The following is a 24,194-nucleotide window of genomic DNA, read 5'->3' as shown; positions in this document are numbered from 1 at the left end:
GCTAATGAGTTAACTCACTTCGTTTCGGGTGTAAATATGGATCGCCGCACCGTCTGCATCACCGGCTCCACGCAAGGCATAGGCTACGGAATTGCCAAGGCTTTTGCCGCTGACGGCCATCGCGTGATCCTCAATTCTCACATTCGCGACGACCGGGCGGAAGAGGCCATCGGCGAACTTTCTGCCCTCACGGAAGTGCACTTCGTACAATCCGATGTCTCAAAGCCCGGCGGCGCAGAACAGCTTGTCGCAAACGCCCACGCACGCTGGGGAGTACTCGATACGTTCGTCAACAATGCCGGCACTTTCCTCGATGCCCCCTTCGGCCAGCTTACCGAGGATATTTTCGACCGCACCTTCGCCCTCAATGTGCGCGCCTATCTCTTTGCGAGCCAGGCCTTTGCCAACCGCGTCAAGTCCGAACAGGTCGGCGCCAGCATCATCTGCGTCGGCTCGACCAATTCCATGGCTGCCGAACGCGATAGCGTCGCCTACGACACGTCCAAGGGCGCCGTGCTCATGCTGGTCAAATCCCTCGCGGTAACCCTCGCCAGCCGCGGCATCCGCGTAAACGGTCTCGGTCCCGGCCTCGTCCGCACCCCACTCACTGCCGCTGCCCTCGCCTCCGAGGATTTGAGAAAAGCCCTGGCTCGACAGATTCCACTCGGCCGTATCGCCGAACCCGAAGATATCGGTGGAGCCGCAGTCTTTCTTGCTTCCGATGAGGCGCGTTATATTACAGGACAGATGTTGTTCATCGATGGCGGGATTCTTGCCAACCAACTGTCCTGGGGTGTCGAACCGTGAATGTTGAACTGACACCGCGCCACCTGCAATTGCGGGACCTCTTGTTCCGCCGCTGGAAAACGGCCGGTCTCAAGGCGGGGGACAAGATCGAGTCGCAGAACGAGATCACCAAATTCTGCGATTTCTCGCTGATCACTGTCATCAAGACCCTCAAGGACCTCGAAGCCGAAGGCGTCATCCGCCGTCAGGTCGGCCGCGGCTCCTTCCTCGAAAAGGCCCCTTGGGCCGAAGCCCACCACCGCGTCGGTTTCTTCTATAACCGCAACATCGTCGGCGGCGGCATCTTCAACAACGAGTTCTATACCCGCCTCGTCATCGCGCTCGAACGCGGCATTGTCTCGGATGGCCATGAATTCGTCATGGGCAGTTTCACCCACGACAAGATGCCGGTCACCTTCTGGGACCGTCTCGACATGGTCGTCCTCGCCGGTATCACCGACGAAACCGATATTTCCGCCCTCGGCCAGACCACGAGCCAGGTCAGCGTCCTGGACGCCACGCTCGACCTGCCAGGCATCCACAGCTATGGCCTGGACTATGGCCCGGCCTTCGAGGAAATGTTCGCCCGGCTCGGCAACAGACCCAATCGCGTCCTCTATCTCGACACGGTCCACCTCTCCTCCGAACAGGCCTCACGTCTCGAAAAATTCAAAGCCGCCTGTGCCGCGAGCGAAGCGGTCCAGATTCTGCGCATCGCCGAAGTGAATCAGGAAGACCAGACGGCCGACATTGTGCCGCTCGAAGAGACCATCGCCGAATTCCAGCCCGACCTCATCTGCGGCTATATGCACCACCGCTGGCACGCCCGCATGGCCGAAGCGCTCGCCAAGCCGGTGCGCATCTATCCCTATGGGCTCGATTCCCACCGCCCCGGCTTCGTCGTCGAAAGCGGTGCTTGGCTCAAGACGGTGCTGCCGACCATCTACCAGAACCTTGATGACCGGCCCGGCGAAGGCGGTGTCCACACTTTCCCGGCCCATTTCGTTTACTGATCAGGACTTTTATTCATGCTCAAGCTCGTCGATAGCGGCGCCCGCTCGCACCTGCCGTTCAGCCCCGCCTTCATCGCTGGCGACCTGATGTTCGTCTCTGGCCAAGCCTCGGTCGACAGCGCCAGCGGCGCCATCATCACCGACACGTTTGAAGGCGAAATGCGCCGTTCGATCGAAAACCTGCGCGCTATCCTCGAAGCCGGCGGCCTCAGCCTCGATCACGTCGTCAACGTCAAGTCCTACGTCGCCGACGAAGCCGACCTCGCCCTCTACAACCAGATTTATCCCGAATATTTCAGCGAACCCCGACCCAGCCGCAGCACCATCGTCGGCGTCCTCGGCACCAAGCTGAAATTCGAACTCGACTGCGTCGCCTATGCCAAGGCCACCCGCCAAGAGGCGGAACGCATCGGCTAAGCCTGGTTCAGCCCCAGCGGATCATCATCCAGCGGCCAGATCGGCCGCTGCAACCGCTCGAAAGGCAGGGCCTTCCAGTCGGGATTGCTGGTGCCCGGCGTCGCCACGAACAGTTGTTTTCGCGATATCGGCGCAAACAGGTCCTTCTGCTTGTAGAGATTCTTGATCGAAACCACCTGCTTGGTTTCGTAGACAATGCCGTGACGGCTCATCAGATCAAGCGAATAGAGATTGGTCCGCAAGGTCGTCAGCAATACCTCAATGCCGTCGACCCGCACCACGGCCACATCGCCAATGCGGATTTTCTCGTCCCCGATATGCCCCTGCCACGAATCCGCCGCGAGGTGCAAAACCTCTGCCTCCACATCGAGCGCTGGGCCCGAATGCGGTTCATACTTGCCACCAATCCTGAGTTTTAGTCGCGCGCCGACGCCCACCTGAAAACAGATTTTTACCGCCAGTGGATCCCAGAGCGGCACCACCGCCGCATTGCGAATGCCCGCTTCGATGAAAGCCCTCAATACATAGGTTGTATCACCCGGCGCCCCGCTGCCGATCTGGTCGGCAGTATCGGCGATGACCAGCGGCATGTCGCCAGCAATACCGGCCTCGGCAATCGCTTCCTCGAAAGGTGTAAAGGGTAGCGTCGCTTCCTTCCGGATTGCATAAAACCTCCGGCCAAAATCGACCGCCACACTCTCGGCGAGCGCCGCATCCCCGTCCACCACCGCCAGCATCTTCACCCCCGCCTGCGGCAGGTCGGCCCATGGAAACCCATGATTGAGCGATAGCGACAGCACGCCGCCCTTCCCCTCTGCCGCTTCCATCTCCGCACAGAATCCGGGCATAGGCCCTTCCATCGTCGTCGGAAACAGGCCGATGCTGCGGCAATCGAACAGCGCCATCTCAGGCGCAATCTCGCCCGCCAGCGTCCGCTTCATGAGATCAAAAACCTCATGCGCCCGCTCATTGTGGTCGATATGCGGATAGGTCTTGTAGAAGACGATGATATCGGCCGCTGCGACCAGCACATCATCGATATGCGCGTGCAGGTCGAGCTCGAGCCCGATCCTGACCTCCGGCCCGACAATGGCGCGCATCCGCGTTACAAGATCGGCCTCGCAGTCGTCATAACCGTCCGCGATCATCGCGCCGTGAAGGAACATCAGCACCGCATCGACCGGTCCAGCCGCTTTCAGGTCGCCGAGGATGCGATCGCGCATGCTCTCATAGGCCGGCCTCGTCGTCGGCCCCGCCGGATTGGCAAAGGCAAAAAGGCTCTGCACCACTTCCCAGCCTTCCGCCTCGGCGCGCTTCAGCCAGGTCTGCCCCGGCCCGCTCCACGGTGACGGTATGGCGCTCGCAATATCGCCCTCATTCCAGAAACAGTCATAGAAATCGTCGATCCCCGTGGGAAAGGACGCGAAGGTATTGGTCTCGGTGCCAAGCGTGGCAATGAAGATGCGCATGGAAAAATCCCGCTAAATATCGAGAAGACGGCTGTGCTGATCGAGCCAGGTTCCGGGCACCAGCACCGCTTTACGCGCCCGCTCGTCCTCCGCAATCACTTCAGGCGTATAGACCGGCGCATTCCCATCCTGCGGCTCGTAGCCGAGGACCCGCCGTGCCGGCTCAATGTCCCAACGCATGCCCGGATTGGCGGAAACGAGATTGAAGATGCCGAACCCCACCTTCGATGCCGCCACCGCGCCATCCATCGCTTGGAGGAAATCCCGATTGGAGAGCCACATCTCTTGACCCCAGCTACCAATTCCGAGATCTGGCCCCGGCAGGTTTTCGCCCGGCCAGATATTGCCGATACGGAAAACAATGAAATCCGCCCCCGTCTCCGCCGCAAAGGCCCGGCCCATTTCCTCGCCAGTCAGCTTTGACACCGCATAGGGATTGAGCGGCAGCGGCGGGGAGTCCGAACGAATTTGCTCTGTCCGAAACCGATAGCCCCCCATGACCTGATTGGTGCTGGCAAACACCACGCGCGGCACGCCCGCCTCCCGCGCCGCTCGCAACACATTGGCGGTACCGACGATATTGGCCGGCTGCACCTGCTCCCATTTCGACGCCGGCGAAATCTGGCCCGCGAGATGAACGACCACCTCAACGCCAGAGAAACGCTCGACCCAACTGGACTCGAATTTACTGATATCGGCCCCGATCACATCGGCTCCACCGGCCCGGTCGAGCAGGACAAGCTCATGGATCCCGTTCGTCCGCCAATGCGCAACCAGCTTGCCGCCCAGATTGCCGGCAGCGCCGGTGATAAGCACACGCGCCATCGCTAAAGCTCCCGCGCCAGATTTTGGAAGATCAGCCCCTTGAGCCCGCTTTCGCTCGCTGCCTCGACAATCTGACCCAGTGTCGTCGGGTCAATTGGGATGCCCTCATCCATCCGTTGGCGCCGTACCGCCTGTTCCGGCTGCCCCGGCAGCAATACCTGCCCAGGCTTTTCCGCATTTTCCGACTGCACCCAGGCCAGCACCTGCGCCATCTCGCTACCAAATACATCGAGCGTCCCGATCCGCTCGGGCGACACGAGTATGGACAGCATGGAATTGATCACTGCCGGATCGCTCGCCCCATCATGCTGGGTCTCCCCACCCAGCAGCGCCGCCCCTAGCAGTTCGCAGGCCAGAGCCAGCCCCCAGCCCTTGTGCTCGCCAAACGGCACGAGGACACCCGGCGGTTCGGCGAAAAGATCATCGGGATTATTGGTCGGCAGCCCATCGGCCGTCAGCAGCGCATTGTCCGGCAGCTTCTTGCCCTGATTGCGATAGACCCGGATCTTGCCCATGGCCAGGCGGCTCGTTGCAAAATCGACCACGACGGGTTCCGCCCCCGCCCGCGGAAATCCCGCCGCGAAGGGATTGGTCCCCAGCCGCGCCTTGGTCCCGCCAAAAGGCGCCACGATAGGCCCCGCAACCACATTGACGAAATGTATCGAAACGAGCCCCGCAGCCGCACATTGCTCGGCCCAGTGTCCGATCCGGCCCAGATGATGGCTATTGCGCAGGCCGACAATGGCGCTGCCCTGCGCCTGCGCCAGTTCGATCCCGGCCTCCATGGCGCGATGCCCCATGACTTGGCCCACGCCACGCCCGGCATCGAAGATCACCATGCCGCCACTGTCGACGACAGGTTTGAGCGTCTGGTTCAAGACCATGCCGCCCGCCGAAATGCTTTTAAGATAAAGCGGCACCACCCCAACCCCATGGGAATCGTGACCACGCAGATTGGCCTCGATCAAATGGCCGGCTATCAGCCTGGCATTTTCCGCAGTCGCCCCGGCCACCTCGAACAATTCGACAACCGCGCGCCGCAGCAGTTCCGGCTCAACCGGTAAGGCCACCATTGCTCTCTCCAGCCCAAAAGGATGAAACGAGCCTATGTCAGTGCCAAAGGGGCAGTAAGAGAGCCGCGTTTCGTTGCAAGAAACGCTGGCGGGTTTCTCCGCCTAAACGTGCAGCGAAATCGGCGGCAGTGAAGCAGTGATACGCCGAGCCGCATCCTGCAACGCTCCTGCGGCACGATCGACCATCGCTTTCATTCGATTATCCGGCGCAGACAGGCTGACGGCAGCGATGGGATAGCCTTTCCCATCGAGAATGGGCACGCCGATGCATGTCACGCCATCTTCGTTCTCGCCGGTCTCCATGGCAAAGCCGCGCCGCCGCGCTTCCTCGACATGCCGGCGGAATGTCCGCGCGTCAGTCAGTGTGCGATAGGTGCGCTGCTCATATTCGGGCCGCACCAGACGTTCGACCGTCTCAGCCGGCAAAAAGGCCGCCATGGCCTTGCCCAACGAAGTCGAATGCACGGGATGCCGATGGCCGATGCGCGCCTGAAATCTCTGCGACCGCGTCGCCTCGCGAATATCGACATAGACGACTTCATCGTCCGCCAGAACTGCCAAGTTTACCGTCTCGCGAAACCCGCCGACCAGCCCATCGAGTTCGCCCTGCGCCGTGCTGCGAAGGCTGTGATAGATCGCGTCAGTCCGCGCCAGCTCGCGAAATCTCTCTCCCACCCCATAGCGGTCCTGCACGATGTCGTGAGCAAAAAGACCGGCAGCAGAGAGTGTCTGCAGATAACGAAACACGGTGGTCTTGGGCATGCCGAGCGCCTGCACCACCTCGGTCAGCGTGACGTCATGCGCCTGGCTCGCGACATAGGCAAACACCTGCATCGCCTTGGCAACCGGCAAAACCGAATAGGGGTCGCTACCCTTGGTCACTCTATCCTCCGAAGACCTGTCGGCACGAATAGAGAATGATGCCGTCCACACTGTCAACAGACTGACATTTTGCACATCTCGTGAGCAGCAGACCCTCGCTTATTTCGTAAAGCGAAACACGGCACGATTTACAGGCAAACCGCTCCAGTGCCTCCTTACGCCACATGCGTGCCAAAGGGGCCCGGTTCCGCCGGGTGGCGCGCCAGGGACGCAAAATCAAGGGAACGACCATGACGCAGACCATTCTCAAGTCTTTCCGGCTGGGCCTCACCATGCTGACCGCCACAGCGGCCATCATGGCAGCTGTTCCGGGTGTGGCGCTGGCGGCATCGCCGCGCGCCGAAGAAGGCAAGATGATCCTCGTCGCCCGTCAGGATCCGGGCACGCTGGACTATACCAAGAGCAATCTGACGGCACTGCGCCTCTGGATTCCGGCCAATGTCGTCGAGCCGCTCGTCTACTTCAACAAGGATGGCAGCGTCGCACCCGGCGTCGCCGAGGCCTGGGAAATCAGCGAAGACAAGCTGACTTACACCTTCACCATCCGCGAGGCCAAATTCTCCAATGGCGAAGCGCTGACCGTCGAAGACGTCATCTATTCGCTCAACGCCATGAAGGCGAGCCCGGTCTCCCAGAACTCGTCGGCGTACCAGGCCGTGACCGCCATCGAAAAGGTCGACAACCGTACCGTGAAGGTCACCCTCGATCGCCCGAGCCAAAATTTCTGGAAGGGCATGGGCTCCACCGCCGGCCTCATCCAGCCCGAAGCCGCGGCCGAAACCATCGCCACCAATCCGATCGGCACCGGCCCCTACAAGCTCGTCAACTATACGTCCAATTCCAGCTTCGAATTCACTGCCAACGAGAACTATTGGGGCGAAGCGCCTGCCATCAAGGACGTGACCGTCCGCATCATCACCGATGGCACGGCCGGCCTCAACGCGCTCGAAGCCGGTGAAGTGGACTCCCTCCCGGTCATCACCATCGACCTCTGGGAACAGCTGATGGCCCGCGGCCTCGACAAGAACTTCTCCATGGTCACCTACCCGCAGATCGGCGAGCCGACCTATGCGGTGATCAACCAGAAGCTCGATCCCGAACTGCGCCAGGCCCTGGCCATGACCATCGACCGTCAGGCCTATAACGACGCCTTCGGCGCCTCCTGGGGTGCCGAAAACACCTGCACCTTCGCCCTGCCCAACCAGGCCTGGTATTCCCCGGAAAGCGCCGAAACCTGCCCCTATCCCTATGACATCGAAGGCGTCATGGCCCTCGTTGCCGAGAAGGGCTATGCCGCGACACCGCTCGAATATGCATCGCTCAGCGACGTGCCGGACCTCTCATTGCCCGCCGACATCATGGTGCCGACCATGCAGGCGGCCGGTTTCAACATGACCCGCAATGCCATCGACCTCGCGCGCTATTCCCAGCTCATCTTCCAGGGCCGCCCGCCCCAGTTCGACGTCACGGTCATGTCCGGCGATGCCGACCCGACCCAATGGGCTTGCGCCGATGAAGCCAGCGCCGGCTGGAGCACCTATTGTTCCGCCGAATATACCCAGGCCTTGGCCGATGCCGACGAAGCGCTCACCGACGAGGACTATCTCGCCCTGATGCAGAAGTCGGCCGATATCCTGCGCAAGGATGCCGTGATTGTGCCAATCATCGCCAAGAAGGGCGTCGGTCTCTTCGACCCCGACCTCAAGGGCTTTGTCGAACCGCGCGTCGCCGTGGCCCTCGAATTCGCCCCGCTGCACTGGTAATTTAGCACCGGGGGCCGGCTCCGTGGCCGGCCCCCGGCCGCCCTCTGTCAGTTGAGGAGACGTCGCGCCCGATGCCGGTCTATATCGCCCGCAAGCTGGCCTTTTTCCTGTTGGCGGTCCTGGCCGCCTCCATCGCCATTTTCCTGCTCATCCGCGGCGCGGGCGGCAATGTCGCCGCCGTCATTCTCGGCAAGGACGCCACCGCCGAAGCCATCAATGCGCTCGCCCAGCAATACGGGCTAGATCGCCCCCTCTTCGTTCAATATTTCGACTGGATCGGCAATCTCCTCCAGGGCGACCTCGGGCGCTCCTTCCGCACCAATGAGCCCGTCACCGATCTCGTCGTCTCGCGCCTTTCCATCTCCATTCCGCTCTGCGTGTCCGGCCTCATCCTGGGCCTCGTGATCGCCATCCCTGCCGGCACCTATTCAGCTCTCAATTCCGACAAGCCGCTCGGCGCCGTCATCGCGCTTCTAAGTCAAGTCGGTATCGCCGTTCCCGTCTTCTGGGCTGGCATTCTTCTTTCGCTGCTCTTCGGTGTCCGGCTAGGCTGGCTGCCCACGGGCGGCTGGACCAATTGGGATGTCAGTTTCTGGGGCGCCGTACGCTCGCTCGTGCTTCCTGTCATTTCGCTCGGCCTCATCCTCGGCGCCTCGCTCACCCGCTATGTGCGCTCGGCCGTCCTCGACGTGATGAACCAGGACTATGTCCGCACCGCTCGCGCCACTGGCATGACGCGGATGCAGGCGCTGCTCCAGGTCGGCCTGCGCAATGCCGCCCTGCCTATCGCCACCGTCGTCGGCCTACAGATCGCCGAACTCATCGGCGGCACCGTCATCATCGAGACCGTCTTCTCCCTGCCCGGCCTCAGCCGCATGATCCTCGCCAATGTCGCCGCCCGCGAAGTTATCGTGGTGCAGTCGACCGTCATGCTGATCATCATCTTCGTCATGTTCATCAATCTCATCGTCGATCTTCTCTACGGCGTTCTCGATCCGCGCGTGAGGCTGGCCCGATGACCCTCGCCCCAACCGCCACGCCGGCTAAACCCAAACGCCGGCGCCGCCGCCGCAATCTCACGCTCACCATCGGCATCGTCATAACCGTCGCCTTCATCGCCATGGCCATGGCCTCGTTCTTCTACCTGCCGCACAATCCCAATCTGCCGCGCATCCCCGACCGCCTCCTGCCCGCCGGCTCGCCGGGCTACCTCCTCGGCACGGATGCGCTCGGCCGCGATATCTTTTCCCAGCTCATGGTCGGCGCCCGCACCTCGCTCATGGTCGGAGCCGGCGGCGCGCTGATCAGCCTTGTCATCGGCACCATTGCTGGCCTCTCGGCCGCCGCCTTCGGGCGCATGGCAGATGAAACCATCTCCCGCGGCGCCGATATCATGCTCTCCATTCCCGGCATGGTGACCGCGCTCGTTTTGGCCGCCACCATCGGCTCGGGTGCCCTGACCACCATCCTGGCGCTATCGGCCTTCTTCACCCCCTCCTTTACGCGCGTCATCCGCTCAGCAGCCCTCTCGGTCATGCAGGAAGATTTCATCACTGCGGCGCGCCTCTATGACCGTCCCACCTGGTTCATCCTCCTCCGCCATGTCCTGCCAAATGTCGCCGGCGTCATGATCGTCCAGTTCACGCTCTATTTCGCTGCCGGCATTCTCACCGAGGCAGGCCTTTCCTATCTCGGCGTCGGCGTCACGCGTCCATCGATCTCCTGGGGCATGATGCTCAACGAGGCCCAGCAGCAGGTCGGCATTTCCTCGCCCCTCGCCATGTGGCCGGGCCTTGCCATCGTCATCGTCGTGCTTGGCCTCAACCTTCTCGGCGATGGGTTGCGCGACGTGCTCGATCCCAAACTGGCACGGAGGGCATGATGACCACACCTCCCGCAATCGAGGTAAAAAACCTCACCGTCGGCTATGAAGACCTCAACGCCGTGCGCGGCGTCTCCTTCACCCTGCCGGCCGGTGGCCGCATGGGTCTCGTCGGTGAATCCGGCTCGGGCAAGAGCATGACCGCCCTCGCGCTCATGGGCCTGCTCCCCGCCGGTTGGGAGGCCCATGGCGAAGTGCTGCATGACGGCGTCAATCTCGTCACTGAGACGGACAAGGCCCTATCCTCCCGCCGCGGCCGAACCATTTCCATGGTGTTCCAGGATCCCATGTCCTCGCTCAATCCGGTGCGCCGTGTCGGCGACCAGATCGCCGATGTCATCCACCGCCACAACAAGGTGAGCCGCCGCGACGCCATGCGGCAGGCCGTGGACCTCATGGTGCAGATGAACCTGCCCCGCCCCGACCAGCTCGCCCGCTCCTACCCGCATCAGATTTCCGGCGGCCAGAAGCAGCGCATCATGATCGCCATGGCGCTGGCCTGCTATCCGCAATTGATCATCGCCGACGAGCCCACCACGGCCCTCGACGTCACCGTCCAGAAGCAGGTGCTGCGCCTTCTCAACGCGGCAACGCGCGAGCGCAACAGCGCCCTCCTGATGATCACCCATGACCTGCCCGTCATTGCCGCCATGTGCGACACCGTCGCCGTCATGTATGCTGGCCGCATCGTCGAATATGGCCCGGTGCAGGATGTCTTCCGCAATCCGCGCCACCATTACACGCGCGGCCTTCTCGACTCCCAGCCGACCATGGACAATATCGCCCTCGACGGCTCCTCGCGCCTCGTTTCCATTCCTGGCATGGTTCCGCCGTTGCAACGCCTGCCCTCCGGTTGCGCCTTCAATCCGCGTTGCCCCGCCGCCACCGAAAAGTGCCGCACCGAAATGCCCGAACTCGGTCCGAATGGCGCTGCCTGCTGGCACCCCGTCGGCGCAGTGCAAGTAGTGGAGGCCTGACCATGTCCGAGCGCCGCCCGCTTCTCGCCATGCAGCAGGTCACCCAGGCCTATAGTCTGCCGCGCACCGCCCTCTTCTCCCCGCCCGGCAGCTTCACCGTGCTGGAAAACATCGACTTCGACGTCTGTGCCGGCGAAGCCGTCGGTCTCGTCGGCGAAAGCGGCGCCGGCAAAACCACCCTCACCCGCATCCTCACCGGCATGGAGCGTCCGCAATCGGGTCACGTCCTGTTCGACGGCACCGATATCTGGTCCGCCGACCAGACCCAGCGCGCCAATTTCCGCCGCTCCGTTCAAATGGTGCTGCAAAACCCGCGCAGCTCGCTCGATCCGCGCATGCGCGTCGGCACCGCCCTGCTCGAACCCATGCGCAGCCTTCGCATCGAGGGCGATCACGTCAAACGCCTTCACGAAGTGCTCGACCAGGTCGGCCTCGACCGCTCGGCACTGGAGCGCTTCCCGCATGAATTCTCCGGCGGTCAGTTGCAGCGCATCGCCATCGCCCGCGCCCTCATGCCCAATCCACGCGTGCTGGTCGCCGACGAACCGGTCTCGGCCCTCGACGTCTCCATCCAGGCGCAGGTGCTGAACCTCCTCAAAGACCTCGTCCGCGATCTCAATCTGGGCCTCGTTTTCATCGCCCATGACCTCTCGGTCGTGGCCTACACGACGAGCCGCGTCTCGGTCATCGCGTCCGGCCGCATCGTCGAAGTCGGGCAGCCCGTCGAGCTGTTCACCCGGCCCAGTGCTCCCCAGACGAAAAATCTCGTCGATGCCGTACTGACGGTTGAGTCAGGCCTTTCCGGCACCGCGCTCTAGAACTTCCTCAAACTATTCCGCACCACGAAATGCCCCGGCGTTTACCTCGGCGGCCTCGTGGTGTGTTTTCAGACAAACAATTCGAGGAGCAGCGAATGCTGAAGTTCGACGAGTCCGCACGCATCATCGCGTCCGAGTCTCGCTATGTGGCCGGCGGCGTAAACAGCAATTTCCGCCTGGGCATGGGCCACGGCCCGCTCGTGTTCACCCACGGCGAGGGCGCCTATTTGCATGATGTCGATGGCAACAAGATCATCGACTATTATTGCGGTATGGGCGCCATGGTCCTGGGCCACAGCCCCAAAGGCGTACAGGCAGCCGTCAAACAACAGGTCGAAAAGGGCATCCTTTTCGCCGGCCAGTCGCCCGTCGAATACGAAGCTGCCCGCATCATCTGCGAGCGCATCCCGAGTGCCGAACGCCTGCGCTTCGGCTCCTCCGGCTCCGAAGTCGCCCAGGCCGCCATGCGCCTCACCCGCGCCGCCACCGGCCGACGCACCATCGTGAAATTCGAAGGCCACTATCACGGCTGGTTCGACAACATCCTCTGGTCGACCGCCCCCTCGCTGGCCGATGCCGGCCCCGCCGAAGACCCCAATCTCGTCATCGGCAGCAAGGGCCAGAGCATGGCCGATGCCGAAGGCCTCGACGTGCTGCAGTGGAACGATCTCGCCGCCGTCGAAGCGCGCCTCTCGCGCGGCGACGTTGCCGCCGTCCTCATGGAAGCTGCCATGTGCAATCAGGGCGCTATCTCGCCCATGCCAGGCTATCTAGAAGGCGTGCAGGCCGCCTGCCGCAAATATGGCACCATCCTGATCTTCGACGAAGTCATCACCGGCTTCCGCCTCGGCCAGAAGGGCGCTCAGGGCCGCTTCAACGTCACGCCCGATCTTTCGATCTTCGCCAAGGCCATCGCCAACGGCTTTCCGGTCGCCGCCATTGTCGGCCGGGCCGACCTCATGGACATGTTCGCCACCGGCGGCGTGCTGCATGGCGGCACCTTCAACTCCCAGCCCGTCCCCATGGCCGCCATGGTGGCGACGCAACAGGCCCTCACGCCCGAGCACTACGAACAGACGTCGGTCTATGGCACCCGCCTTCGCGAGGGCATCAAGTCGATCTTTGCCGAAACCGGCATCAAGGCCCAGGTCACCGGCTACGAACTGATGTTCCATATCGGCTTCGGCCTCGACGCCCCGGCCCGCAACTATCGCGACCTCGCCCGCGCCGACAAGGCCGGCTATGCCCGCTTCGCCCAGGCCCTCCTTCGGCAGGGCGTACGCGTCCTCGAACGCGGCGCCTGGTTCGTCTCCTCCGAGCACAATGACGAGGTCGTGGACAAGACCCTCGAAGCCGTCCGCACCGCCGCCCGCGAAGTTGCTCCGACCCTGCCAAGCTGAGGCACCGGCGAGCCGGCGCAATGCACCCGCGCCGGCTCCCGCCGTTGATCCGATCACTGATCCGCTGTTAGGAGTTCCCCACTTCTTTTGCGGATTGCCAAATGACCACCACCAGCCTTCGCGCCGAGATCGAGAGTTTTCCGATCGCCGGCCGCTTCACCATTTCCCGCGGCAGCAAGACCGAAGCCCGCGTCATCCGCGTGGAACTGGAGCAGGACGGCATCGTCGGCCAAGGCGAGTGCGTCCCCTATGCCCGCTATGGCGAAACGCTCGAAGCCACAATCGAAACCATTTTGAGCCTAGCCCCGCAACTCGCCGCCGGCCTCGACCGCACCGCCCTCCAGACCGCCCTGCCCCCCGGCGCCGCCCGCAACGCCATCGACTGCGCCTTCTGGGACCTCGAAGCCAAACGCGCCGGCACCGACGTCGCCACCCTCGCCCACATCCAGCCTCCGGCCCGCATCGAAACCGCCTACACCATCAGCCTCGACAGTGCCGAAGCCATGGCCGAAGCCGCCGCGCGCCACGCCCACATGCCGCTGCTGAAACTCAAACTCGGCGCCCCAGACGACGCCGAGCGCATCGCCGCCATCCGCGCAGCCGTACCGAACACCCGCCTCGTCGTCGACGCCAACGAGGGCTGGCAACCAAGCGAACTGCAAGCGCTCCTCCGCGCCGCCCACGACGCCCGCATCGAGCTCGTCGAACAGCCCCTGCCCGCCGGAAATGACGCGCTGCTCGCCGGAATCGAGCATACCGTCCCCATCTGCGCCGACGAAAGCGCCCACGCCCTCGCCGGCCTCGACCAACTCGTCGGTTGCTACGACGCCATCAACGTCAAACTCGACAAAACCGGCGGCCTGACCGAAGCCCTTGCCGTGGCCCAACGGGCCAAAGAGCTGAACCTCGCCATCATGGTCGGCTGCATGGTCAGCACCTCGCTCTCCATGGCCCCCGCCTCCCTCCTCGCCCCCTTCGCCCGTTGGGTCGACCTCGACGGCCCCCTGCTCTTGGCGTCCGACCGCCCCAACGGCCTCGCCTACACCGACGGCGCCATCGACCCTTCGGTCGGCAAAATTTGGGGCCGCTACGCCTGAAGCATTCCAACCAGTCAATGCTCCCACCCCCCTCGGTTGTCACCCCGGCGAAGGCCGGGGCCCATCTTGAGATTTCAGGTTGGATCCCGGCTCAAGGCCGGGATGACAGCCAGTGGATACGGAAGCATGCGACCCTACCGAGGATGCGTCACATCACGCGTGCGCTGCAACGCATCCACCGTCTGCTCGTACCTTTGGTTCGCCACCCCCAAAAACAAGCAATCAACAATGGCCAACTGCGCAATGCGGCTAACCATAGCCCCCGCCCGCAACCTACTCTCCCGCGCCCGGCTCACGAGACACTCCTCCGCCGCCTTCGCCAGCGGTGATTCCGGCGACCCCGTCAGCGCAATCGTCAGCGCCCCCGCCTGCCGCGCGATCTCGATATAGCGCACCGTATCGGCCGTTTCCCCGGAATGCGAAAACCCGAAAGCCACCGTCCCCGGCGGCGACAGCAGTGCCGCCGTCCAGGCCTCATGCGGATCGGCCAGAAGAAACGCATTTCGCCCGATGCGAAACAGCTTGTGATGCAGATCCTGCGCCACGAACTGGCTGGCCCCGATGCCGAACAGCAGGATTCGCTGCGCCTTGTCGAGCGCCGCCACCACCCGCTCCAGCGCCTCATAGTCGAGCCCCGAAACCGTCTCGTCGATCGCCAGCATTTCCAGCGAAGCAACCTTCGACGCCATCTCCCGCAGCGTATCGGACTTGGCGATCTCCGCCCCAAGGATCAGGTTGCCGCCATATTGCGCGGTCTCTTTCCCCAGCTCCGTCGCCAGCGACATGCGCAATTGCGCATAGCCCGAAAGCCCCAGCGCCTGGCAAAACCGCACTACCGAAGCCACCGACGTCTCACAGGTTTCCGCCAGCTCATAGATCGTCTTGTTGAGCACCAGGCTCGGCGTATCGCGAATGGCCGTCGCCACCCGCTGCATGGCCGGGGTGAACTTTGCCGACGAGGCCTCGATGCTCGACTGAATACCCAATTCCACCCTCCGGGCCGATCACAGCCCCACCAATCTACCGCAGATCCACCCACCTCTGAAACAATATTTCACAAAATGGCAATCTAGTGAAACTCGTTGACACAGACTGCCGTGAATTCATAGGCTTGTCATGAACCACTACCGCCGACAGGGACGATCCCGAGGGATCGGAGCGGCAGTGCAGTTTGGAATTTCCGGCCCCCGCGTGGCGGCCGTCAGCAAGGAGGGAATTAAGATGAACTGGATCAACCACCGCAAGCTCATGACCGGGCTCGCCATCGCCACGGCGCTGTCCACGGCCGCCGTCGCCCTGCCGGTTCAGGCGGCGACGTTGCGCATGGCCTGGAGCCAGGACGCGACGGGCCTCGACCCGCACAAGCAGACCGCCTTCCCGTCCATTCGCCTGCTCGAACTGGTCTATGAGCCGCTGGTCCGCCTCGATGCCGATCTCAACGTCATCCCCGCCATCGCCACGAGCTGGGAATTCGCCCCCGACGCCAAGACGCTGACCTTCAAGCTCGATCCCAACGCCAAGTTCACCAATGGGGCGCAGGTCACCCCGGCCGACGTAAAAGCTTCCTTCGAGCGCATCCTCAACGAGGAAACCGCCGCCGCCGCGCGCTCGAATTTCCTCTCCATCGACACCATCGACACGCCCGACGCCGAAACCGTTGTTTTCAACCTCAAGACCGCCGACGTGCCGATCCTCGTCGCCATGGCCACCATCAATGCCGCCGTGGTCCCGGCCAGCGAAATCGAGGCCGGCACCATCGGCACCGAAGCCATCGGGTCCGGACCCTTCAAGCTCGATAGCTGGGAACCCAATTCCCGCGAAGTCCTGAGCGCCAATGCCGATTGGGCTGGTGGCGACGTCAAAGTCGACGGCATCACCATCTCCGTCCTGCCCGACGAAACCGCGATCCTCGCTTCGCTCCGCGCCGGCCAGACCGATTTCGCCCTGCTCAACGATCCGCTCGTTGCCACTATGGTGCCCAACGAAGCCAATCTGCAGCTCAACCGCGCACCCGTGCTGGCCTATAACGTTCTGCAACTCAATCCTTCGCGTCCGCCCATGGATAACCTGAAGGTCCGCCAGGCCATGTCCTGTGCCATCAACCGCCAGGAAATCGTCGATGCGGCCCTCGCTGGCGAAGGCAAGGTCACCGGCCCGCTGACCATGCCGGCCTTCGCGCAAGACCCGAGCACCCTCTTCTGCTACGAACAGGACCTCGAAAAGGCCAAGGCGCTCATGGCTGAATCGGGCGTTTCCGGCTTCACCGCCAAGGTCATCGGCGCCACCGGCGAACCCCCGGTTGCCGCCTCCGAAGCCCAGGTGCTTCAGGCCCAGCTCGCCGAAATCGGCATCAATCTCGAAATCGAGATGATGGAACTCAACGTCTATGTCGACACCTGGCTCGCTGGCAATTTCGACATGGCCGTGGCCCAGAATGGCGGCCGTCCTGACCCCTATCCGATGTACAACCGCTACTTCACCAAGGACGGCAACCTCCTGAAGGTTTCCAACTTCGTGGATGACACGCTCGATACCCTGATGCGTGAAGGCCAGGCCGAAACCGATCCGGCCAAGCGCGTCGAAATCTTCCACAAGTTCGAAAATCACCTCGTCGAACAGGCACCGTGGCTCTGGCTCTCGACGGGCTATGGCTACACCGCCCAGCTCAAGACGGTTTCGGGCTTCGTCCCCTCGCCGACCGGCACGCTGTTCGGCCTCACCGAAGTTTCAATCCAGTAATTTTGTATTACGTTCGGGACAGGCCCATGGGCCTGTCCCTTTTTATCCAGGAGACGGCGTTCGATGAATTATGTGGTGCAACGCCTCCTGACGTTCCCACTGATCCTGCTCGGGGTTTCGGTTCTCGTCTTCGTCTCGATCCGCCTCGTGCCCGGCGACGCCATCACCGCCATGCTCGGCACCGAAGCGGGCCTTCTCACCCCGGATCAACGCGCCGCCCTCGCCGCCTATTTCGGCATCGATCAGCCCATCTGGTCGCAATATTTGCGCTGGCTCACCGGCCTCTTCCAAGGCGATCTCGGCATTTCGTCGGTCTATGGCAAGCCGGTCCTCGCCATCATTCTCGAGCGCTTCCCGCTGACCCTGCAACTGGCGCTGATGTCGATGGTCATCTCGCTCAGCGTCGGCATCCCCCTCGGCGTCTTCGCCGCCACCCGCAACGAAAAGCCCAGCGACCTGATCGTCCGCATGCTCGCCATGCTCGGCCAATCGACGCCCAGCTTCGTCATCGGCGTCCTCATCATCTATGTCCTGTCGGTCTTCTTCGGCATGGTCCCCGCCATGGGCACCTTCACGCCGCTCTTCGTCGATCCCCTCGCAAGCATCGGCCAGTTGATCTTCCCGGCCATCACCCTCGGCTTCGCCTTCGCCGCCTCGGTCACCCGCATTTCCCGCTCGGCCATGCTCGATGTCCTGAGCGACGATTACATCCGCACCGCCCGCTCCAAGGGCGCCTCGCAGCGCAGCGTCGTCTGGCGCCACGCCTTGCCCAATGCGCTCATCCCCGTCGTCACCCTTGCCGGCGTCGAATTCGGCTATCTCCTCGGCGGCGCCGTCATTGTCGAACAGATCTTCGCCCTGCCCGGCCTCGGCCGCCTCGTTCTCGATGCCATCACCCAGCGCGATTACGCGCTCGTCCAGGGCACCGTCCTCTTCATCGCCTTCAACTTCCTCCTGGTGAACTTGCTCGTCGACCTCGCCTATGTCGCGCTCGATCCGCGCATCCGGATCGGGAGCCGCTGATGCAAAAACTCTTCCGCGCCTTCCTGCGTCACCCCTCCGGGCGCATCGGCCTCGCCATCATCTCGCTCTACCTGATCGCGGCCCTGCTCGGCATTCTGGGCATCACCCCGCACGACCCGCTAAAACTCTTCGCCATCGACCGGCTGAAACCGCCGAACGCCACCTATTGGTTCGGCACCGACCTCCTCGGCCGCGACACTTTTAGCCGCCTCATGGTCGGCATCAAGCAGTCGATGATCATCGCCTTCTCCTCGGTTGCTCTCGCAACCCTCTTCGGCACCATCATCGGCCTCCTCGCCGCCTGGTGGGGCACGCTGTGGGATGGCATCCTCATGCGCATCATGGACGTGCTGCTGGCCTTCCCGGCCATCCTCCTCGCCCTTCTCATCATCGCCATCGTCGGTCCCGGCACCGGCACCAGCGTCGCCGCCATCGCCATCGTCTATACGCCCATCTTCGCCCGCGTCGTCCGCGGCCCGGCTCTGTCGCTGAAACAACGCGATTTCGTCGACGCCGCCCGCACATTCGGTAGCTCCCAGCCCTATATCCTCAGCCGCCACCTGCTGCTCAATCTCGTCGCCCCGCTCGCCGTGCAGGTCACCCTCGCTCTCGCCTGGGCCCTTCTCACCGAGGCCGGCCTCTCTTTCCTCGGCCTCGGCACCCAGCCGCCGACCCCATCGCTCGGCCTCATGCTGGCCGAAAGCAAGAACCTCATGACCCAGGCTCCCTGGCTGATGATCTTCCCGGCCCTGACCATCATGCTCGGCATTCTCGGCTTCAACCTCACCGGCGACGCCCTGCGCGATATTCTCGATCCCCGCATGGAGAGGAGAGAAGCATGACCCCTCTCCTTTCCGTTCGCGACCTCCGCGTCGGCTTCGGCCAGAACCCTGCCGCTAATGAAGTGGTCAAGGGCGTCAGCTTCGACCTCGCACCCGGCGAAACCCTCGCCATCGTCGGCGAAAGCGGCTCGGGCAAATCCGTCACCGCCCTTTCGGTCAATCGCCTCGTCGATTTCGGCGGCGGCCGCATCACCAGTGGCTCCATTCTCCTGCAACGCAGCGATGGCTCGACCCTCGATGTCGCCAAGGCCGACGAGAAGGTCCTCCGCACCATTCGCGGCCGCGATGTCGGCATGATCTTTCAGGAGCCGATGACCTCGCTCAATCCGGTGCACACCGTCGGCGCCCAGATCGAGGAAGCGTTCCGCCTCAATCGCGGCCTCCACGGCGCCGAAGCCGAGCGCGCCGCATTGGAAGTGCTCGAACGCGTCCGCATCCCCGACGCGAAGTCGCGCCTCGCCTATTACCCGCACCAGCTTTCCGGCGGCATGCGCCAGCGCGTCATGATCGCCATGGCCCTCGCCAGCAGCCCGCGCCTCCTCATCGCCGACGAGCCGACCACCGCGCTCGACGTCACCGTGCAGGCCCAGATCATGGCGCTCCTTGCCGAGCTGCGCGCCGAAACCGGCATGTCGATGATCTTCATCACCCACGACATCGGCCTCGTCGCCGGCATTGCCGACCGCATCATGGTCATGCAGCACGGCCTAGCGGTCGAGCAGAACACCACCGATGCCGTGCTCGACAATCCGCAGCACGACTACACCAAGCACCTCCTCAACGCCGTCCCCCACTTCACCTCCGGCAAGGCCGTCCGCGCCGACAACGAGCGCACCACCACCAGCGAACCCATCATTAGGGTAGACGACCTCGTCGTCCGCTTCCCGGTAAAGAAGGGTCTCTTTAAGCCCAAGGGCGCCATCCACGCCGTCGACGGCGTCAGCTTCGACCTCATGCCCGGCGAAACTCTCGCCATCGTCGGCGAAAGCGGCTCCGGCAAATCCACCACCGCCCGCGCCATCCTCGGCCTGAATGAAAAGCATCGCGGCGCCATCGCCGCCAAGGCCGGCCGCTCGCGCCGCCCCATTCAGATGGTGTTCCAGGACCCCTTCGCCTCGCTCAATCCGCGCCTCAACGTCGAAGCCCTGATGGCTGAGCCCGCCATCGCCAATGGCCAAAAGCTCGACGACGCCCTGCGCGATCGCATGCGGTTCCTCCTCGATCGCGTCGGCCTCCCCGCAGACGTGCTCAACCGCTATCCCCACCAATTCTCTGGCGGCCAGCGCCAGCGCCTCTGTATCGCCCGCGTGCTGATGCTCAATCCCGACGTCGTCGTACTCGACGAAGCCGTTTCCGCCCTCGACGTTTCGGTCCAGGCCCGCGTCCTTGATCTCCTCGTCGATCTCCAGCGCGAATTCAGCCTCGCCTATCTCTTCATCTCGCACGACATGGCCGTCGTCGAACGCATCGCCCATCGCATCGCCGTCATGTATGCCGGCCAGATCGTCGAGATCGGCGAAGCCCGTTCCGTGCTCTCCGACCCGCAGCACAGCTACACCAAGCGCCTGATCTCAGCCGTTCCCGCCGTCGAGCGCCGTCGCCAGCACTTTGCCGTCGATGCCACCCAGGTTCCCTCCCTCGTCCGTCCCGCCGGCTACGAACCGCCACCTGCCAATTGGCGTGAAGCCGGCCACGACCACCGCGTCCGCATCGAAGAAATCAAATGAGCAAGCCGCAAGACATGCTGGAGCGGGCCTTCCCCGCCCTTGAACAAGCCATCGCTTCCGGCCGCATTCCCGGCGGCGTCCTCGGCGTCATCGACCGCGACGGCAACCGCGCCACCCGCGCCATTGGCTCTGCGCAAACGGTTCCCACTAGCCGGCCGATGACGGAAGACACCTGGTTCGACCTCGCCTCGATCAGCAAGGTCGCCTTCACCACCGAGCGTATCCTAGCCCTCGCCGAAGCCGGCACCATCGACCTCGATGCGCCGCTGACGACCATCCTGCCCGACTACCGCCACTACAATCTCGACAATTGGGAGCGGAAGATCACCTTCCGTCAGTGCCTCGGCCACCAGACGCCCTTCCCGGCCGTCTTCCCGCTCTATACCTATGGCCGCGACCCGGACCTGTTGCGCACCTTCTTGCTTCAGTACGAATTCCCCGCCGGCCCCGCCGTCTATTCCGACATCAATTTCATCCTCCTCGGTTTCGCCCTCGAACGCATCCACGGCAAATGGCTGCGCGAGCAGGACCCCGGTCCCGGTTTTGCCTGGTCCGCCGATCCGCAAAACGCCGCCGCCACCGAACTCTGCTACTGGCGCCACCGCGTCCTCGTCGGCGAAGTCCACGACGACAATTGCTCGGCCCTCCAAGGCGCCGGCAATGCCGGCCTCTTCGGCACCGTCCATTCCATGCTCGACTTCGCGGGCGAGAAGCTCGCCAAAGCCGGCCCCGACGCCCTGATCCGCACGCCCCTCAGCGCCCGCCGCACTCATGGCTGGGAGCGCCCCTATGACGGCTGGTCCGGCGGCGACAATTGCACCGCCGAAACCATCGGCCACACCGGCTTCACCGGCACCGGCATCTGGATCGATTTCGCCCGCGGTCACGCCTGGACCCTTCTTACCAATCGCGTCCACCCCACCCGCCATTTCGACAGCGGCATTTTTGCGCTGCGCCGGGCCGTGGGCGACCGCATCAACGCCGAGTAAATCAGATGACCTTTGAACCAATCTGGGCCGTGGGCCTCATGACCGGCACGGTGCTCGACGGCAATATCGACGTCGCCCTCCTCCGCACGGACGGCGAGACCGTCGAAAGTTTCGGCGCCTATACCCTCGCGCCCTATCCCCAGTCGATCCGCGACCAGCTCGAAGAAACCCTCGCCCAAGCCCGCACCTGGGCCTTCGAAGGCCCCGAGCCCGCCATTTTCGCTGAAGCCGAAGACGCCCTAACCCGCGCCCAATCCGCCGCCGTCGCCGCCCTCGTGAAAGACGCCGGTCTCAAAAACGAAGACATCGGCGTCGTCGGCTTCCACGGCCAGTCCGTCCTCCATCGCGCCCCCCAGCCCGGCCGCATCGGCGCCACCCGCCAACTCGGCAATGGCAAGCTGATGCATGACCTCCTCGGCATTCCCGTCGCCTATGATTTCCGCTCCGCCGACGTCCGCGCCGGCGGTCAGGGCGCGCCCCTCGCCGCCCTCTACCACCAGGCGCTCCTCAAGAAGATCGGCGCGACGGATGGCAAGACCGCCGTTCTCAATCTCGGCGGCGTCGCCAATGTCACCTTCTGGGACGGTGAAGACCAGCTCATCGCCTTCGACACCGGCCCCGCCAACGCCCCGATCAACGACTTCGTAAAGGGTCTCGGCCTCGGCGACATGGACCACAATGGCGAGATGGCCCTGCGCGGCAAGGTCGACGAAGAGCGCCTGGCAAAGCTCCTCACACACCGCTACCTCAGCGCCGCCTATCCCAAATCCCTCGACCGCTTCGACTTCCTCTCCACCATGGCCGATGGTCTCGGCGCCGATGATGGTGCGGCAACCCTCACCGCCTTCACCTGCGGCGCCGTCGGCAAGGCGCTCGACCTCCTGCCCCAGCGCCCCGAAAAGCTCGTCGTCTGCGGCGGCGGCCGGCACAATCCGGCCATCATGGCCATGCTCAAAACCCGCGCAGGCGTCGAAGCCGTCCCGGCCGAAACCGTCGGCTGGCGCGGCGATGCTATCGAAGCTGAATGCTTCGCCTTCCTCGCCGTCCGCGTCCTCCGCGGCCTGCCCATCAGCTTCCCCACCACCACCGGCGCCCCCCATCCGCTGACCGGTGGCGTCTTGGCGACATGACCATGTCCATCCTCTCCATGGAGGTCACGGAAACCCCTGCCGCCAGTGATCTCGACAGGATCGGCAAGGGCCTGACAAGTTTCAACGAGGCCGATGTCGGCCCCGCCGAGCGCCGCCCGCTGGCGGTCCTCGTGCATGACAGCAATGGCGAACTCGTCGCCGGCATTTCCGGCTACACCGCCTGGGGTTGGCTTTATGTGCAATGGCTCTGGATCGAAGAAGACCAGCGCGGCCAAAGCCTCGCCGGTCAAATGCTGGAAAACGCCGAACAGGAGGCCCGCCGACGCGGCTGCCACGGCGCCTATATCGACACCTTCAATCCCCACGCCCTGCACGTCTACCAAAAGGCCGGCTACACGGTTTTTGGCACGCTCCCGAACTTCCCCCCGAGCCGCACCCGCAGCTTTCTCTCAAAGGACCTCTAGGTGAAATCCCTCAGCGGCATGCTCTTCTGCGCCTCCGGCATCGTCCTGATGTGCTGCATGGATGCGGTCGCTAAAGCCCTTGGCGCCGATCTCACCACCTTTCAGGTCGTCTTCCTCCGCTATCTCGGCTCCGCCATCTGGCTCACGCTCTGGATCGCCCTCACCGGCGCCTCCTGGCCCAAAAAGGCAGACCTCGGCCGCCAGGCCCAGCGCGCCGCACTCCTCGTCGTCACGGCGTCGCTCTTCTTCTACGCCGTCACCCACCTGCCCCTCGCCGTCGTCGCCGCCCTCGGCATGACCGCCCCGGTCTACGTCACCCTCCTCGGCGCCATTTTCTTCCACGAAAAGATCGGCCCCGGCGCCTGGCTCGCCCTCGGCCTCGGCGCCGCGGGCTCAGCGATCATCATCTTTGCCGGCGAGACCAATCCCTTCGGCTCCATCAATGGCGACGCCATCGCCTGGGCTGCCGCGCTCCTCGCCCCGCTCACCTATGCGATCGTGGTCGCGCTCCTAAAGCACCATTCCGGCCGCGAAGACCCCGCCGCCATGACCATGGGCCAATCCCTCCTTGCGGCGATCTTCGCCTTTCCGCTCGCCCTTGGCGCCTGGCCCGAAATCACGCCAAAAATCGCCGGCCTCGGCACCCTGATCGGCCTCCTCGGCGCTGTCGGTTTTTTGCTCCTGATCAACGGCCTCCGTCGTCTCCCCGTCAGCGTCTTCGCCGTCCTCGATTACACCGCCCTCATCTGGGCCGGTCTTTTGGGCTTTTTCTTCTTTTCCGAAATCCCAGGCCCCCAGCTCTGGATCGGCGGCAGCCTCATCATCGCCGCCTGCGCCCTCAACTCCCGCCGCGCCGCCCAACCGCAAACGGCAAGCTGAAACAATTCGGGCGTCGGCCAAGCCGACGCCCGTTTCAT

General features: G+C 63.7%; 23 protein-coding genes. 18 read left to right on the top strand and 5 right to left on the bottom strand.

The genetic code is table 11. From position 1 onward, the window contains the following. The first annotated feature begins 36 nt into the window (after window positions 1–36). From J7557_RS10640 to J7557_RS10630, 3 genes are read left to right on the top strand one after another with little or no spacing between them, the layout of a single operon-like run. Window positions 37–807: an SDR family NAD(P)-dependent oxidoreductase gene (locus tag J7557_RS10640; protein WP_291420036.1), complete on the top strand. Its 771-nt coding sequence runs from the start codon at window positions 37–39 to the stop codon at window positions 805–807. Continuing rightward, the gene (locus J7557_RS10635; protein WP_291420035.1) at window positions 804–1,799 is read left to right on the top strand and encodes a GntR family transcriptional regulator; all 996 of its coding nucleotides are present in this window, start codon (window positions 804–806) and stop codon (window positions 1,797–1,799) included. Before J7557_RS10640 ends, J7557_RS10635 begins: the two co-directional genes overlap by 4 nt. 15 nt (window positions 1,800–1,814) lie before the next feature. Next, on the top strand, window positions 1,815–2,216 hold the full coding sequence (locus tag J7557_RS10630) for a RidA family protein (protein WP_291420034.1): 402 nt from the start codon (window positions 1,815–1,817) through the stop codon (window positions 2,214–2,216). On the opposite strand, the gene J7557_RS10625 is transcribed toward J7557_RS10630, so the two are convergent. The 4 genes from J7557_RS10625 to J7557_RS10610 all read right to left on the bottom strand — a co-directional run bounded on the left by J7557_RS10625 (window position 2,213) and on the right by J7557_RS10610 (window position 6,465). Then, window positions 2,213–3,685, bottom strand: coding sequence for a M81 family metallopeptidase (locus J7557_RS10625; protein WP_291420033.1), 1,473 nt, complete (start codon window positions 3,683–3,685; stop codon window positions 2,213–2,215). The two genes, J7557_RS10630 and J7557_RS10625, sit on opposite strands and share 4 nt — an antisense overlap. A gap of 12 nt (window positions 3,686–3,697) precedes the next feature. Further along, entirely contained in the window at window positions 3,698–4,510 is an 813-nt protein-coding gene (locus J7557_RS10620) for an NAD(P)-dependent oxidoreductase (RefSeq protein ID WP_291420032.1), read from the bottom strand. 2 nt (window positions 4,511–4,512) lie between these two features. Then, window positions 4,513–5,583: a malate/lactate/ureidoglycolate dehydrogenase gene (locus J7557_RS10615; protein WP_291420031.1), complete on the bottom strand. Its 1,071-nt coding sequence runs from the start codon at window positions 5,581–5,583 to the stop codon at window positions 4,513–4,515. 102 nt (window positions 5,584–5,685) lie between these two features. Further along, complete coding sequence (locus tag J7557_RS10610) at window positions 5,686–6,465, bottom strand: IclR family transcriptional regulator (RefSeq protein WP_291420030.1); 780 nt, start codon at window positions 6,463–6,465, stop codon at window positions 5,686–5,688. 230 nt (window positions 6,466–6,695) lie between these two features. Between J7557_RS10610 and J7557_RS10605 the strand changes: the two genes are divergently transcribed. From J7557_RS10605 to dgcA, 7 genes are all read left to right on the top strand, one after another. Further along, entirely contained in the window at window positions 6,696–8,228 is a 1,533-nt protein-coding gene (locus J7557_RS10605; RefSeq protein WP_291420029.1) for an ABC transporter substrate-binding protein, read from the top strand. A 71-nt stretch (window positions 8,229–8,299) separates the two neighbouring features. Continuing rightward, window positions 8,300–9,247 (top strand): ABC transporter permease, encoded by a 948-nt coding sequence (locus tag J7557_RS10600; protein WP_291420028.1) that lies wholly within the window; start codon window positions 8,300–8,302, stop codon window positions 9,245–9,247. Next, window positions 9,244–10,110 (top strand): ABC transporter permease, encoded by an 867-nt coding sequence (locus tag J7557_RS10595; protein ID WP_291420027.1) that lies wholly within the window; start codon window positions 9,244–9,246, stop codon window positions 10,108–10,110. Before J7557_RS10600 ends, J7557_RS10595 begins: the two co-directional genes overlap by 4 nt. Then, a complete protein-coding gene (locus tag J7557_RS10590; protein ID WP_291420026.1) occupies window positions 10,110–11,087 on the top strand; it encodes an ABC transporter ATP-binding protein in 978 nt (325 codons plus the stop codon). Before J7557_RS10595 ends, J7557_RS10590 begins: the two co-directional genes overlap by 1 nt. A gap of 2 nt (window positions 11,088–11,089) precedes the next feature. Continuing rightward, window positions 11,090–11,905: an ABC transporter ATP-binding protein gene (locus tag J7557_RS10585; RefSeq protein WP_291420025.1), complete on the top strand. Its 816-nt coding sequence runs from the start codon at window positions 11,090–11,092 to the stop codon at window positions 11,903–11,905. Between the two features lie 95 nt (window positions 11,906–12,000). After that, the gene (locus tag J7557_RS10580; protein ID WP_291420024.1) at window positions 12,001–13,305 is read left to right on the top strand and encodes an aspartate aminotransferase family protein; all 1,305 of its coding nucleotides are present in this window, start codon (window positions 12,001–12,003) and stop codon (window positions 13,303–13,305) included. Between the two features lie 101 nt (window positions 13,306–13,406). Then, complete coding sequence (gene dgcA, locus J7557_RS10575) at window positions 13,407–14,402, top strand: N-acetyl-D-Glu racemase DgcA (protein WP_291420023.1); 996 nt, start codon at window positions 13,407–13,409, stop codon at window positions 14,400–14,402. Window positions 14,403–14,536: 134 nt separating this feature from the next. On the opposite strand, the gene J7557_RS10570 is transcribed toward dgcA, so the two are convergent. Then, window positions 14,537–15,388, bottom strand: coding sequence for a MurR/RpiR family transcriptional regulator (locus tag J7557_RS10570; RefSeq protein WP_291420022.1), 852 nt, complete (start codon window positions 15,386–15,388; stop codon window positions 14,537–14,539). Between the two features lie 235 nt (window positions 15,389–15,623). Here J7557_RS10570 and J7557_RS10565 point away from each other — a divergent pair, with 235 nt between their 5' ends. The 8 genes from J7557_RS10565 to J7557_RS10530 all read left to right on the top strand — a co-directional run bounded on the left by J7557_RS10565 (window position 15,624) and on the right by J7557_RS10530 (window position 24,156). Next, window positions 15,624–17,141, top strand: a complete 1,518-nt coding sequence (locus tag J7557_RS10565) for an ABC transporter substrate-binding protein (RefSeq protein ID WP_291420021.1) — start codon at window positions 15,624–15,626, stop codon at window positions 17,139–17,141. 63 nt (window positions 17,142–17,204) lie between these two features. After that, on the top strand, window positions 17,205–18,164 hold the full coding sequence (locus tag J7557_RS10560; protein WP_291420020.1) for an ABC transporter permease: 960 nt from the start codon (window positions 17,205–17,207) through the stop codon (window positions 18,162–18,164). Beyond that, entirely contained in the window at window positions 18,164–19,006 is an 843-nt protein-coding gene (locus J7557_RS10555; protein WP_291420019.1) for an ABC transporter permease, read from the top strand. Before J7557_RS10560 ends, J7557_RS10555 begins: the two co-directional genes overlap by 1 nt. Continuing rightward, window positions 19,003–20,733: an ABC transporter ATP-binding protein gene (locus J7557_RS10550; RefSeq protein WP_291420018.1), complete on the top strand. Its 1,731-nt coding sequence runs from the start codon at window positions 19,003–19,005 to the stop codon at window positions 20,731–20,733. Before J7557_RS10555 ends, J7557_RS10550 begins: the two co-directional genes overlap by 4 nt. Beyond that, a complete protein-coding gene (locus J7557_RS10545) occupies window positions 20,730–21,722 on the top strand; it encodes a serine hydrolase (protein WP_291420017.1) in 993 nt (330 codons plus the stop codon). Before J7557_RS10550 ends, J7557_RS10545 begins: the two co-directional genes overlap by 4 nt. A gap of 5 nt (window positions 21,723–21,727) precedes the next feature. Continuing rightward, window positions 21,728–22,852 (top strand): anhydro-N-acetylmuramic acid kinase, encoded by a 1,125-nt coding sequence (locus tag J7557_RS10540; protein ID WP_291420016.1) that lies wholly within the window; start codon window positions 21,728–21,730, stop codon window positions 22,850–22,852. Continuing rightward, window positions 22,849–23,277 carry a GNAT family N-acetyltransferase gene (locus J7557_RS10535; protein ID WP_367272884.1) on the top strand — a complete coding sequence of 143 codons (429 nt, stop codon included), beginning with the start codon at window positions 22,849–22,851 and terminating at the stop codon, window positions 23,275–23,277. The genes J7557_RS10540 and J7557_RS10535 overlap by 4 nt, the downstream gene beginning before the upstream one ends. After that, window positions 23,278–24,156, top strand: coding sequence for a DMT family transporter (locus J7557_RS10530; protein WP_291420015.1), 879 nt, complete (start codon window positions 23,278–23,280; stop codon window positions 24,154–24,156). Window positions 24,157–24,194 lie beyond the last annotated feature (38 nt).

The organism is Devosia sp. (genome assembly GCF_017744655.1).
Taxonomy (GTDB): domain Bacteria; phylum Pseudomonadota; class Alphaproteobacteria; order Rhizobiales; family Devosiaceae; genus Devosia.
This window is presented reverse-complemented; position numbering and strand designations above follow the sequence as displayed.

Bases quoted from the DNA above. Each gene is read 5' to 3' on its own strand.
- J7557_RS10640 (WP_291420036.1), top strand. From the start codon at position 37: ATGGATCGCCGCACCGTCTGCATCACCGGCTCCACGCAAGGCATAGGC.
- J7557_RS10630 (WP_291420034.1), top strand. From the start codon at position 1,815: ATGCTCAAGCTCGTCGATAGCGGCGCCCGCTCGCACCTGCCGTTCAGC.
- J7557_RS10625 (WP_291420033.1), bottom strand. From the start codon at position 3,685: ATGCGCATCTTCATTGCCACGCTTGGCACCGAGACCAATACCTTCGCG.
- J7557_RS10620 (WP_291420032.1), bottom strand. From the start codon at position 4,510: ATGGCGCGTGTGCTTATCACCGGCGCTGCCGGCAATCTGGGCGGCAAG.
- J7557_RS10615 (WP_291420031.1), bottom strand. From the start codon at position 5,583: ATGGTGGCCTTACCGGTTGAGCCGGAACTGCTGCGGCGCGCGGTTGTC.
- J7557_RS10605 (WP_291420029.1), top strand. From the start codon at position 6,696: ATGACGCAGACCATTCTCAAGTCTTTCCGGCTGGGCCTCACCATGCTG.
- J7557_RS10600 (WP_291420028.1), top strand. From the start codon at position 8,300: ATGCCGGTCTATATCGCCCGCAAGCTGGCCTTTTTCCTGTTGGCGGTC.
- J7557_RS10595 (WP_291420027.1), top strand. From the start codon at position 9,244: ATGACCCTCGCCCCAACCGCCACGCCGGCTAAACCCAAACGCCGGCGC.
- J7557_RS10590 (WP_291420026.1), top strand. From the start codon at position 10,110: ATGACCACACCTCCCGCAATCGAGGTAAAAAACCTCACCGTCGGCTAT.
- J7557_RS10585 (WP_291420025.1), top strand. From the start codon at position 11,090: ATGTCCGAGCGCCGCCCGCTTCTCGCCATGCAGCAGGTCACCCAGGCC.
- J7557_RS10580 (WP_291420024.1), top strand. From the start codon at position 12,001: ATGCTGAAGTTCGACGAGTCCGCACGCATCATCGCGTCCGAGTCTCGC.
- dgcA (WP_291420023.1), top strand. From the start codon at position 13,407: ATGACCACCACCAGCCTTCGCGCCGAGATCGAGAGTTTTCCGATCGCC.
- J7557_RS10565 (WP_291420021.1), top strand. From the start codon at position 15,624: ATGAACTGGATCAACCACCGCAAGCTCATGACCGGGCTCGCCATCGCC.
- J7557_RS10560 (WP_291420020.1), top strand. From the start codon at position 17,205: ATGAATTATGTGGTGCAACGCCTCCTGACGTTCCCACTGATCCTGCTC.
- J7557_RS10555 (WP_291420019.1), top strand. From the start codon at position 18,164: ATGCAAAAACTCTTCCGCGCCTTCCTGCGTCACCCCTCCGGGCGCATC.
- J7557_RS10550 (WP_291420018.1), top strand. From the start codon at position 19,003: ATGACCCCTCTCCTTTCCGTTCGCGACCTCCGCGTCGGCTTCGGCCAG.
- J7557_RS10545 (WP_291420017.1), top strand. From the start codon at position 20,730: ATGAGCAAGCCGCAAGACATGCTGGAGCGGGCCTTCCCCGCCCTTGAA.
- J7557_RS10540 (WP_291420016.1), top strand. From the start codon at position 21,728: ATGACCTTTGAACCAATCTGGGCCGTGGGCCTCATGACCGGCACGGTG.
- J7557_RS10535 (WP_367272884.1), top strand. From the start codon at position 22,849: ATGACCATGTCCATCCTCTCCATGGAGGTCACGGAAACCCCTGCCGCC.